The 12,375-nt window shown below is 41.0% G+C and carries 9 protein-coding genes; 2 read left to right on the forward strand and 7 right to left on the reverse strand.

All coding sequences use genetic code 11. The features are described from left to right. Positions 1 to 3: 3 nt before the first annotated feature. The 3 genes from nirD to E0D95_RS03300 are packed head-to-tail and all read right to left on the reverse strand — an operon-like array spanning position 4 to position 5,561. A complete protein-coding gene (nirD, locus tag E0D95_RS03290) occupies positions 4 to 1,626 on the reverse strand; it encodes a nitrite reductase small subunit NirD (protein WP_130802538.1) in 1,623 nt (540 codons plus the stop codon). A gap of 11 nt (positions 1,627 to 1,637) precedes the next feature. Beyond that, on the reverse strand, positions 1,638 to 4,178 hold the full coding sequence (gene nirB, locus E0D95_RS03295; RefSeq protein ID WP_130802539.1) for a nitrite reductase large subunit NirB: 2,541 nt from the start codon (positions 4,176 to 4,178) through the stop codon (positions 1,638 to 1,640). Positions 4,179 to 4,220: 42 nt separating this feature from the next. Further along, positions 4,221 to 5,561, reverse strand: a complete 1,341-nt coding sequence (locus E0D95_RS03300) for an MFS transporter (RefSeq protein ID WP_130802540.1) — start codon at positions 5,559 to 5,561, stop codon at positions 4,221 to 4,223. Between the two features lie 443 nt (positions 5,562 to 6,004). Here E0D95_RS03300 and E0D95_RS03305 point away from each other — a divergent pair, with 443 nt between their 5' ends. After that, positions 6,005 to 6,595, forward strand: coding sequence for an ANTAR domain-containing response regulator (locus tag E0D95_RS03305; protein ID WP_130802541.1), 591 nt, complete (start codon positions 6,005 to 6,007; stop codon positions 6,593 to 6,595). 1 nt (position 6,596) lies between these two features. After that, a complete protein-coding gene (locus tag E0D95_RS03310; RefSeq protein WP_130802542.1) occupies positions 6,597 to 7,628 on the forward strand; it encodes an ABC transporter substrate-binding protein in 1,032 nt (343 codons plus the stop codon). An 81-nt stretch (positions 7,629 to 7,709) separates the two neighbouring features. On the opposite strand, the gene E0D95_RS03315 is transcribed toward E0D95_RS03310, so the two are convergent. The 4 genes from E0D95_RS03315 to ftsB all read right to left on the reverse strand — a co-directional run bounded on the left by E0D95_RS03315 (position 7,710) and on the right by ftsB (position 12,374). Beyond that, on the reverse strand, positions 7,710 to 9,614 hold the full coding sequence (locus tag E0D95_RS03315) for an esterase/lipase family protein (protein ID WP_130804826.1): 1,905 nt from the start codon (positions 9,612 to 9,614) through the stop codon (positions 7,710 to 7,712). Positions 9,615 to 9,757: 143 nt separating this feature from the next. After that, entirely contained in the window at positions 9,758 to 11,029 is a 1,272-nt protein-coding gene (locus E0D95_RS03320; protein WP_130802543.1) for a D-amino acid dehydrogenase, read from the reverse strand. Positions 11,030 to 11,290: 261 nt separating this feature from the next. Continuing rightward, the gene (gene ispD / locus E0D95_RS03325) at positions 11,291 to 12,019 is read right to left on the reverse strand and encodes a 2-C-methyl-D-erythritol 4-phosphate cytidylyltransferase (protein ID WP_130802544.1); all 729 of its coding nucleotides are present in this window, start codon (positions 12,017 to 12,019) and stop codon (positions 11,291 to 11,293) included. Then, entirely contained in the window at positions 11,985 to 12,374 is a 390-nt protein-coding gene (gene ftsB / locus E0D95_RS03330) for a cell division protein FtsB (RefSeq protein ID WP_130802545.1), read from the reverse strand. Before ftsB ends, ispD begins: the two co-directional genes overlap by 35 nt. Position 12,375 lies beyond the last annotated feature (1 nt).

Consider the following 12,375-nt stretch of genomic DNA (forward strand, 5'->3'; position numbering starts at 1 on the left):
TTTTTAACCTACTTTTTTCAATGCAAAATCGCGACCAAATAGCAATTTATTACGGATAGAAGAGATGGGCGTTTGATCTGCGATCAATTCGGCATACCACGCCCCATCGTCAGTATCGCCAAATAAAACTGCGCCAATCACACGCTGATCCTGAATAATAATCCGTTTATAAATCTGGCGTTTTTCATCATTGAGAATAATATCTTCACAATCACTTGAAGCTTCAATCTGACCTGCTGAAAACACATCGACACCACTGACTTTTAGCTGGGTGGGAACAGTCGGTGCTTTAAATGTTAAGCGACCATGTTCAGCCAAATGACTGGCACAAATAAAAGCCTGTCCCCAAAGCGGTTCGACCAGACCAAAAGTTTGACCACGATGTTCAATACATTCACCCACCGCATAAATACTCGGGTCAAATGTTTGCATGGTGTCATTAACCAATACACCACGGTTGCATCTTAGTCCTGCACTTTGAGCCAGATCAATATGAGGTCGTATTCCCACTGCAAACACGACCAAATCTGCATCCAGTAAAGTGCCATCTTTTAAGCGTAATTGGCTTACATGTCCTTGCTCATTGCCAAGTAAAACATCGGTATTGGCTTCGGTCATCACCCGAATACCTTTTTGCTCAATACTGAACTTGAGCATTTCAGAGGCACGTTGATCCAGTTGACGATCCATAATTCGATCTGTTAAATGCAATACAGTAACATTCATGCCGCGCTGTTTTAAACCATAGGCAGCTTCTAAGCCCAGTAAACCGCCACCAATCACCACTGCATTTTTCTGGCTTTGGCAATAGTTGATCATGGTATGTACATCATTCATATCACGAAAGCTCATGACACCTTTTAAATCAGTACCCGGTATTGGAGGAATAAAAGGTTTAGAGCCTGTTGCAAGAATCAGGCGGTCATATTCTACCTTGTGACCATTTTGTGTAATGACTTTTTTACAGATACGATCAATACTGACGGCTGGATCACCTGCAATGAATCGAATGTTTTTTTGCGCATACCACTGAGGCGGATGCAACATAATCTCGCTCATGGTTTTTTCACCTGACAGCACAGGCGACAGCATAATCCGGTTGTAATTGCCCCATGGTTCTTCACCAATCACTGTGATTTCGTAGCGATCAGCATTCATATCCAGCAAATCTTCCAGACAGCGCATGCCTGCAAGTCCATTCCCCACAAGAACCAGTTTCAATTGATCCTGTGCCATCCCATTATTGGTAATATAGGTTTTCTGTGCCACAGGACACACATAGACTTGACCATTTTCAATTTTAGTTGGGAATACTCGCAATTTTTGGTCTTTGTCTTCTAAACAACGTCCAGTGGCTAAACTAAAATGCTGCTTATATATTGGCGAAGCTACAACTCGTTCCCCTTGTACATCTCCCAATATTCCGCGTGACATCACATTGGCACCGCTAAAAGGATCTTGATTGCTCAAAGCATAGACTCGTTTCTCATGTCCTACACGAAACAGGGCCATTTGCTGTTGATCAACCCAGGCACCCACGCCTGTATTTGGCGTAATATCATCAAGTGCACAGACTTCAATCCAGTTTGCCTCTGCTGATCGTTTTAATTCTGCTAAGCTGCTCATACATGACCTCCTTATGCTTCAACGACAGGAATACGGGTTGCATCTCGTTCACTGGCTTTCAATGGGCGAATTTGACCACGTTCCTGAGCAAACTGAATATACGGATCAGGCTGCTGTTTTTGATTGATGAATGTTTGAAAACGCTTACGCACATTTGGATCTTCAACCGCAGTTTTCCACTCATCCTGATAGGTATGAATGATGTGTGACATGCGGCGTTCAAGTTCTTGAGCCAAGCCAAGAGAATCTTCCACAATAACGGATTTTAAATAATCCAGACCACCTTCCATATTGTCACGCCAGACACTGGTACGTTGTAAACGATCTGCGGTTTGGATATAAAACATAAAGAAACGATCAATGTAACGAATTAATGTATCGGTATCCAAATCGGATGCTAAAAGTTCTGCATGACGTGGTTTCATACCACCATTACCACAGACATATAAATTCCAGCCTTTTTCTGTGGCAATTACCCCAACATCCTTGCCTTGTGCTTCAGCACATTCACGTGTACACCCCGAAACCGCCATTTTCAATTTATGTGGAGAACGTAAACCTTTATAACGATTTTCTAAAAAGATGGCTAAACCGACCGAATCATCGACACCATAACGGCACCATGTACTGCCGACACAAGATTTCACTGTGCGTAGCGACTTGCCATAAGCATGCCCTGATTCAAACCCGGCAGCAATGAGTTCCTCCCAAATAAAAGGTAACTGATGCACCTGCGCACCAAACATATCGACGCGCTGACCACCGGTAATTTTGGTATATAAATTATATTTTTTGGCAATTTGACCCACCGCAATCAGACCATCAGGAGTTACTTCCCCACCCGCCATACGTGGCACAACAGAATACGAACCATCTTTTTGAATATTGCCCAAATAGTAGTCATTACTGTCTTGTAACCCTGCATGGCTCGGTTTCAGCACAAAATCATTCCAGCAAGAAGCTAAAATATTGGCAACAGTTGGCTTACAGATGTCACAGCCTAATCCATGACCATGCTGCTGAATCAAATCATCAAAGGTTTTTATTTCATTGACGCGAATTAGGTGATACAACTCTTGACGCGAATAAGCAAAGTGTTCACATAAATGATTATTGACTGTGACCCCTTGACGCTGTAACTCAGATTTTAAAACCTGAGTCACTAATGGCGCGCACCCACCACAGGCCGTGGCTGCTTTAGTACATTTTTTCAAAGCACCCAAGGACGTTGAGCCATCCTCAATGGCTTGGCAAATATCTGCTTTAGACACATTATTACATGAGCAAATAGTGGCACTGTCTGGGAGTAAATCGACACCACTGCCAGACTTCGCTGATGATGACTGAGCAAATCCCGGCATAATCAGACTTTCGGGTTGTTCAGGCAGAGCCAGACCATTTAAGGTCATTTGTAGCAAGTCATTATATTCTTTGGCATCACCGACCAACACAGCACCGAGTAGCTTGGTTTTCTCTGCATTGACTACAATTTTCTTATAAATCAATGCATCTTCATCGGCATAAAAGTAGCTCAGTGAATTTGGTGTCATGGCATGTGCATCGCCAACAGATGCAACATCAACGCCCATTAACTTAAGCTTGGTGCTCATATCTGCACCAGCAAAACACGAACATTGTTCATCCAGTACATGCTTGGCAGCAATACGTGCCATGTCATAACCCGGTGCCACTAAGCCATAAATTTTATTGTTCCAAAGCGCACATTCGCCTATGGCATAAATATCTGGATGAGACGTCTGACAATAATCATTAATGACTATACCGCCACGCTCACCCACCGCCAAACCTGAGCGTTTTGCCAACTCATCGCGTGGACGAATTCCCGCAGAAAACAAAATAATATCGGTTTCGAGTTCCGAGCCATCGGCAAATTTCATGATGTGATGCTGTGTTTCACCATCTTCAATGCATTGCGTGGCTTTTTGGGTATGCACTTTTACGCCTAAATCCTCAATTTTACGGCGTAACACTTTGCCACCCAAATCATCAATCTGAACGGCCATGAGGCGTGGTGCAAACTCCACCACATGTGTTTCCAGATTTAAATCACGCAACGCTTTGGCAGCTTCAAGCCCCAATAAGCCACCACCAATGACCACACCGGATTTGGCATTTAAACTGGCAGCACGAATCGCATCCAGATCTTCTATGGTCCGATAAACAAAACAGTTATTTCGGTCATTCCCTGATATAGGCGGTACAAAAGCATAAGAACCTGTCGCCAGTACCAGCTTATCGTATTCAATCACAGCCCCAGTATCAGTCGTGACAGTTTTTGCAACAGTGTCAATTGCACTGGCTTTGGTGTTTAGACGCAAATCAATGCCATAGGCATCTGCAAAATCTGTCCGTGCCAATGACAAATCTTTTGCACTTCGACCAGAAAAATACTCGGTCAAATGTACACGGTCATAAGCAATACGGGGTTCTTCTGCAATGATGGTGATTTCAAGTTCATCATCGGCTTTTTCCAACAGACTTTCGATAAATTTATGGCCAACCATACCATGGCCAATCATGACAAGTTTCATGGGGCATCTCCTCAGACGATGGTGTTGTTCGGGTTTAGTCAATTAAGCAAGGTTATTTCGTTCAAGTACGGCTTGTTCAAATAAGCGTTGCTCTTTCACCTTATGTTCTGGTGAGAAACGAATCAGCATGACAAATCCTGCTGCAATCACCACCAGACCACCGAGTACCATCAAACAGGTTTGAATATCCAGCATGCCTTTTAAAAGGAAACCTGCTGCAACCGCCCCCACATTTCCGCCAGCCCCAATGATGCCTGCCACACCACCTAATGCATCACGGTCAATAAATGGCACCAACGCATAGGTCGCACCACATGCCATATGGGTAAAAAGTGCAAATACCGTCATGGTCATAATCGCCAATGCTGCGGTATTCATTTGAGAGAATAAAACCAGAAATAAACCTTCACACAAAATCATGGCAAACAATACTTTGGTGCGTCCATCCAGTCCTTTTTTAAGTGCGACTTTATCAGAAACAATGCCGCCCAATGCACGAGCAAACAGTGCCAACAGACCAAAGATACCTGCTGCAAGACCTGCTTCTTTTAATCCAAATTCAAAATGATTGACGTAATACATCGCAATAATATTGTGAATAAAAATTTCGATGCCAAAACAAGCTGCGTATGCACCAAATAAAATCCAGACGCGATAGTTACGTGCCGCATGCATTAAAATTGCGACACCACTTTTTTTATCATTACCGACTTGAATGCCTTCTGCACGAAGTTCTTTAAAATTACCTTGTGGGCAATCCTGAGTCAGTTTCCAGTAAAAAATTCCCACAATGACCATCATGATACCGGGAACCAATAGCGCAATACGCCACCCCATTGCCTGCTCAACACCGAACATCACCAGCGCGGAAAGCAACAATGGCATAATGGCTTGGGTTGCACCACCACCAGCATTGCCCCAACCCGCAGAAGCAGCGTTGGCTGTCCCCACGACATTTGGAGCAAACATCACACTGGTGTGGTATTGAGTAATGACAAAGCTCGCGCCAATTGCCCCAATCAGTAAACGGAAAAATAGGAACGATTCATAACTATTGGCAGCAGCGACACCAAAGACTGGAATACTGCCGATTAACAATAAAGCAGTATACGTTTTACGCGGGCCATATTTATCACACAACGGCCCAACAATCAGTCGAACCAAAATAGTAATGGCAACGGCAGCAATATTAATATTGGCAATTTGATCTTTAGTGAGATGAAACTCGCCAGCAATCACTGGCATAAGAGGTGCAAACCATGCAAAGAAACAGACAAAAAAAGCGAGCCAACTCATATGGAAGGCTCGCATCGCTGGAACACTAAAATTGAATAAATTTATTTTAGTTGCTTTTTTAGCTGTTAAATCTAAATTTGAAGACATCGCCTTCTCTCCTGAACTGAACGTAATATGGGCTTTACAGCACAATGCTGCATGGCAATCGATCAGAACGGACGTCGTTGGCCGTCTTACAAATTTTCAAAATGAGTCATCTTTGACTCGATTAAATTTATGCAAATGCTATGCCAGTTTATAAAAAATGACCTTTACCTAGGGTAACTCACTTAATTTTATAGAATAAATAGATTCAATTTTTTTTGAATGAAAGCTTTTGGTTCTTTTTTTTAATTGAGTGATTTATAAAATACTGATTGATACTGCTTCAAAATAATTCAGTTATGCGCTATAAAAGGTCAAACCCAGATATGGGTTGAATAAAATACATCTAAACCAATCGATTGTCTGGCATTGATTTTGCTTCAGAAAAATTTTACGAGATCTTTAGACCCAATCGGGCGATTAATACTTATGTTTAATTCACGATTATGCCAAAACTAAAAATTGCACTGATTGATGATGACATTGAACGTGCTGAGTTTGTTCAACAAAATTTACGCGCGCATGACTTTGATGTGGTGGCTTGCTTAACGCTGGACCATTTAAGCGAATTCCAGCTTCATGATTTACAAGCAGATGTCATTTTACTGGATATGGATCATCCACACCGAGATTTGATTGAAAGCTGTGTGAGTCACTTCGATTTACCTACGGTTCTATTCACTAAAAATACCAATAAAGACACCATTAAACAGGCCATTGCAGCAGGTGTAACAGCTTATATAGTAGATGGCATTGACCCTGCTCGCTTAGATACCATTCTGGAAATTTCGATTGAACAATACAAAAAACATAAACAGCTTGAAAGTGATTTAAAAGAAACCAAACTCAAACTGGCCGATCGTAAAGACATCGAAAAAGCCAAAGTGCTGCTCATGCAATTACATCATTTGAGTGAAGATACAGCCTTTCAATTGTTGCGCAAAAATGCCATGAGCCATCGCATCACAATGGGCGAAATGGCTCGACGTTTAATTGACGCGCAGCAGTTACTTAGCCACCCACTCAAGGAAGATTAAGATGCAAGCTCTTGAAATAAATAAAGTTCAATTGGGTTATATTCCTCTTTTAGACTGTATTGCACTGCTTTGGGCCAAACAGCGTGGTTTTTTTGAGGAAGTTGGACTGGATGTAACCCTGGTTAAAGAAGCATCATGGGCAAGTTTAAGAGATCGTTTGGCATTTGGTGTGTTAGATGCTGCCCATTGTTTATCTGCCATGTTACCTGCTGCTGCGGTTGCCGATGACCAAATCGGTATTCCACTGAAAACACCATTGGTACTAAGTGTTAACCGTGCTTACATCAGTTTAAGCCAATCTTTAAGTTATGCATTGGCCATTGAAACGACCGATTCTGCACAGGATTCTGCAAAAAAACTCGTTCAATATATCCAGCAAGGGCATTCAGTTACTTTAGCCCATGTGTTTAAACATTCTATCCACCATTATTGTCTACGTGAATGGCTGGCCTTGGCTGATTTAACACTGGCACAGCAGATCAATATGAAAACGCTGCCCCCTCCCTACATGGTTGAAGCGATGTCTTCTCACTCCATAGATGGTTTTTGTGTAGGTGAACCATGGAATACTCAAGGTGAAATTGAAGGTGTGAGTCAGGTGGTTGCCTCTAGCCGCGATGTGATTCCAGCCATTGCTGATAAAGTGTTAGCTGTCACAGCAGAATGGGCCACTCAACATCCAAATACCTTAACTGCTTTAACATCTGCGGTGCTTAAGGCACAGCAAGAATTAAAAACTCTGGAAAATTTTGAACCCGTTTGGCAACTTTTGCATGAATTTCATATTATTCGTTTTCAATGTTCGGCACAGGTTCATGTGAAAAAATATGCGGAAATCGAATCTATTATTCGTCATTTCGTAGAAGATGCTGCACCTCATGCTACAGATTTTATCTGGTTGTTTGAGCAAATGCATAAATGGACACATTCAGCGCATGATCTTGTTTTAGATCAAAACTCTATTGAACAATGGAGTCAAAGCTGTGTTGAGCATAGTATTTATAAAAACGCACTAAAACAACTTGAACGCTAAATGTATTCATCTATGAGCTTTGGTCATTGTTATTTCGACCTAAGTGAAAATCAACAAGCTTTAAACAATCAACAAAGACATCTATTCATGCTTTAAATGCAACAATAATATTCTACGCATTTCATTAATCGCTGAAGTAGTCATTTGCACATAATGATCACCACGAATTACTTTTTCTGAAGCAGCGCCAGCCAGATGTGAGCTATTATATGGCACGATGCCATCATTCATAAATGAAGGCAATTCTGAATGTGCTGCATTACCCATAATTGAATGATACTCAACGGTTTGAGCAGGCATAATAGCTTGAGTAAGCAACATAAAATCAGAATGCTCGCTTAGGTTGCTGGCTCCGTTTTCAATCAACCCATGATGTCGGGCAGTATTGGTCTTATCCAAAAGTGAGCTGGATTGCACATTGTCATAAAATTCATTGGGAATTTTAATGATATTACGAGCTAAACGCGTAAACCAGCGATCCGCATAACTTGTGCCCCGATGTGGCGCAGCAATAAAAATAGCACGGGAAAAATTTAGAATGGGTTTAAATATAAATCGCTCACGAATCACAGGATGTTCATTGAGCATCGCATATTGTGATTTGGTCATTTTGGTGATCGCTGCTTCTGAAATATCCTGATCACTCACCAATAAACGACTAATTACACCGCCCATACTATGACCAATCAGTACCGCATTTTCTACAGGTGGATATACAGTCTGAATATTTTGAAAGGCTTGTGTGAGTAAAGTATAAATCTGATAACGACTTTCAAAGATCGGCATATTGGTCGAATAAAAAACTTGCCAGACTTGATAGTTCTCCCGAAGTTCCTGATCTCCCATAATGTCATTGGTCAAAGAAACCCATGCTTCAGGGCTGCTGGCTAAACCGTGAATAAACACAATCACTTTTTTATTGGGGTTATAGGGTTCCAGCATATAGACATGCGGCATTAACAAATCATGTTCTTTATTCAGTAATGTCCAATAACCCGCTTTACCCAAATGATTTTGCGAAAGCCAATAACCATAAGGCGCAGAATAATTTGCAGTTAAAGTGTAATCCGCCTGATTCACCTCAACCTGATGATACAAATAAGGATCAATTAACCTGATCTTAAAATGACTATGTTTGACATCAAAAGGAATATTTTCATCTTCTGGCACCATCAATGCTGTTAATGGCAATACTTTGGGTGCATGAATATTGGGAGAAATTGCATCCTGATAAAACTCGACTGGATCTAAAATAAAACCATTATTTTGAGTATGTTCAGCAAATTCAATTACAAACTCAGCACCTAAACCATCGGTACGGTTGACGGTATGAAAGCCTGAAAAGTTCATGTTATAGCTGGATTTAAGACTGATAATACGATGTTCTTTAAGATGCGGAAATTGTGAAGCATCAATTGTATAGTCATGTTCTGCAATCGAAACTTTATCTGACCACAGTGTTTGTGGGTGAAGCTCATCGTAGCGACTTAATAATTTTGAAATGGCAACATTGTAAAATATACGCACCTGATTCTGACGATAGTCAAAGGCACGATGCGACGGTGTATTTTTAGAGGCAAATAAATAAGCATAACTATGCCTCAGACTCAGATCCAGATATTGCAGTTCTTTCTCGCTACAAGTCACTGATGCTGCCCTTTCATCACATGACTGTTCGAGTGCTTTTGCCAGATAAAGTTCACTTAAAGCTGCATGATACGCATCTTGATCATTCGAATGAATTGCATCCACGGCTTTTAAACAAGCCTCAAACTCAGCCAGACACGTCCTTTGATTTAAATTAGTCAAATAAATGATGTTTGATGTTGCCGAACTTAAATGTTGACTGGTTAAAATGTTTGCGGCTTTATGATTTAAAGATTGACTCAACTGATTTTCACGCAACTCAACCAATTGGCAACCTGAAAGCATGAGTATTGATGTCAAAAAAATGATTTTAAACACATTCATCACACCTGTATTCATGCCATTTCCCCAAATCAGCACGTTATTTTTCTTTGAATGGATCATCCATTTTCAAAAATGAGCTTAATCATCATAAAGCGAAAACGTTGAATTTCCACGAACAATTGTTAGACCAAATCTGCTTGCTTTGAATTTTACACAATTTAAAAATGTATATGTTTCTCGTAACGTTCAATGCTTAAATCATCTGCTTGAATTTGCGGCGTCTGCCGGGAAATTAAGTCAGACAATAATTTTGCAGAACCACATGACATGGTCCAGCCCAAAGTGCCATGCCCTGTATTGGTAAATAAATTTGAATACTTGGTCTTACCGACAATCGGCGTACCATCAGGGGTTGCAGGTCTTAAACCTGTCCAGAAACTGGCCTGATCCAAACTACTGGCAAAAGGAAATAACTGATGTAAGACCATTTTAAGCGTGTCTTCACGCGAAGTATCCAGTGAACGATCAAAACCGTTAATTTCTGCCATTCCACCGACACGAATACGATCATCAAAACGTGTTAAAGCAATCTTGTAACTCTCATCCAGTATGGTCGAAACAGGTGACTTATGCGCATTTAAAATTGGGGTGGTAATTGAATAACCTTTAAGCGGATAAACAGGTGCAAATAGCCCAATCTGTTTCAGCATTTCATGACTATAACTCCCAAGTGCCATGACATAAGCATCGCCTTTGATCTTGTTTCCATCCTGTAACACCACCGAAGCAATTTGGTCAGCCTGTTTTTCAAGATGACGAATGCTGGTATTCAACATAAAATGTACACCTTGCTTCGCAGCAAGTTCTGCCAATTCAACGGTAAATTTTTGGCAATCTCCAGTCTGATCATTAGGTAAACGTAATCCACCAACAAAATCAACTGTTGCTTCAGCCAATGCAGGTTCAACCTGAATCACGCCTTGTTTGTCCAAAAGTTGATAAGGCACACCTTCTTCTTTTAATACCACTGTATCTTTTTCAGCTGCATCCAGTTGTTGCTGTTTACGAAATAACTGTAAGGTGCCCAACTGCCGCTCATCAAAATGAATCCCTGTTTCCTGACGTAATTCATCCAGACAATCACGGCTATATTCTGAAATTCTAACCATACGTTCTTTATTAATTTTATAACGATGAATATTACACTCTGCCAACATGCGTACCATCCAGTGATATTGGTACATATCTCCTGTAATTTTAATAGTTAAAGGAGCATGATGCTGAAACATCCACTTAAATGCCTTGAGCGGTACACCCGGTGCAGCCCATGGGGACGCATAGCCCGGTGAAATTTGTCCTGCATTGGCAAAACTGGTTTCCAGTGCCACACCCGGCTGTCGGTCAATGACCGTAACTTCATGGCCTGCCTGTCTTAAATAATATGCTGAAGTGGTTCCAATAACGCCTGCGCCCAACACGATGATATGCATATACGGCCTGCTATTTTTATCGATGACAAAGACTAAAATGTTCTATATTTTTAATGGTGAAGATGTCAGTCAAATTGAAATAATCAAAATATAGATGAGAGTTCTTTCAAAAAGTCCCGTTTTATTTTCCCTTAGAAAGAAAAATAAACAGAGACCAAATCATGCTGAATAAAACCTATTATTTAAATTAGTTCTGAACAGAACTGATGACAAGCCGTTTTATGTGAAGGCTTGTCACGCAGGATTACAATTTAGATTTTTTTATCCGATTGATGACGCCTGTTGCGATGCCAATATTAAACGTGCCAGTTCCAGATCATCCGTATAAGTAATTTTAATATTATCTGAACGACCTTGTACCACATCCACCGGAACACCAGCATGTTCAAGCGCGCTGGCTTCATCGGTAATATTCACTTGAGCGACAAGTGCCTGTTCAATTGCCTCTCGAAGTACGCCCAACTTTGCCATTTGTGGGGTTTGTGCTTGCCATAACTGTTCACGGCTAACCGTATTTTGAATCCGTTGATGCGTTGCAAACTTCAAAGTGTCACGCACAGGAATCGCAAGAATGGCGGAAGTGTCATGTTCAACACAATAATTGACCAAAGTATTGAGATTTTCAGCACTGACACATGGACGCGCAGCATCATGTACCAACACATAATCATCATCGGATGCAATACCCGTCAAATAATACAATGCATTTAAAACGGAATGCACCCTTTCAGCACCACCTAAACAAAAATGCGCTTTCTCTGGCACAGTAAAATCCAGTGTTTTTGCAACGGTGTCTTGCTGACTAATTGCCAGCACATAACCCGCTAATGGCAAAGTATTTAGCCGATCAAGCGTATGTTCAAGTACGGTTTTATGCTGAATGGTCTGATATTGTTTAAGTTCGGTCTTTGAAAAACGGCTTCCAGAACCCGCAGCAGGAATCACTGCCCACAACTTAGTCTGGGACATCTGGATTTGGTGGGGTTTCATTGGTTTCCAAGTCTACTTTAGCATTTGGATCAATATAAATTGGTTTATAATGGGTACTGATGGTACTCATTTGGACAAAAGTTTCACGAGGCTTAATCAGACCGAGATCTAAACGTGCATGTTCTTCAATGGCTTCACTACCATTTTTAAGATCAAACACTTCTGCCGCCAATATACGGTTACGTTCTTTTAATTCTTCGTTTATTTCAGCTTGTTGAGTAATTTGCTGACGTAAAGTCTGGTGAGCAAAGTAACCACCTTCGCCCCACCAGAAACTGTACTGTAAACTCGCAACTAAAATAATTGCGAGTAACAGTATCAATTTGTTCGAAGTCGATTTAAATACTTCTAACATA

The sequence above is a fragment of the Acinetobacter ihumii genome, from assembly GCF_900625095.1.
In the GTDB taxonomy this organism is placed as follows: domain Bacteria; phylum Pseudomonadota; class Gammaproteobacteria; order Pseudomonadales; family Moraxellaceae; genus Acinetobacter; species Acinetobacter ihumii.

Excerpts from the sequence above, each read along its gene's own strand:
- nirD (WP_130802538.1), bottom strand. The coding sequence starts at position 1,626 with ATGAGCAGCTTAGCAGAATTAAAACGATCAGCAGAGGCAAACTGGATT.
- nirB (WP_130802539.1), bottom strand. The coding sequence starts at position 4,178 with ATGAAACTTGTCATGATTGGCCATGGTATGGTTGGCCATAAATTTATC.
- E0D95_RS03300 (WP_130802540.1), bottom strand. The coding sequence starts at position 5,561 with ATGTCTTCAAATTTAGATTTAACAGCTAAAAAAGCAACTAAAATAAAT.
- E0D95_RS03305 (WP_130802541.1), top strand. The coding sequence starts at position 6,005 with ATGCCAAAACTAAAAATTGCACTGATTGATGATGACATTGAACGTGCT.
- E0D95_RS03310 (WP_130802542.1), top strand. The coding sequence starts at position 6,597 with ATGCAAGCTCTTGAAATAAATAAAGTTCAATTGGGTTATATTCCTCTT.
- E0D95_RS03315 (WP_130804826.1), bottom strand. The coding sequence starts at position 9,614 with ATGAATACAGGTGTGATGAATGTGTTTAAAATCATTTTTTTGACATCA.
- E0D95_RS03320 (WP_130802543.1), bottom strand. The coding sequence starts at position 11,029 with ATGCATATCATCGTGTTGGGCGCAGGCGTTATTGGAACCACTTCAGCA.
- ispD (WP_130802544.1), bottom strand. The coding sequence starts at position 12,019 with ATGAAACCCCACCAAATCCAGATGTCCCAGACTAAGTTGTGGGCAGTG.
- ftsB (WP_130802545.1), bottom strand. The coding sequence starts at position 12,374 with ATGTTAGAAGTATTTAAATCGACTTCGAACAAATTGATACTGTTACTC.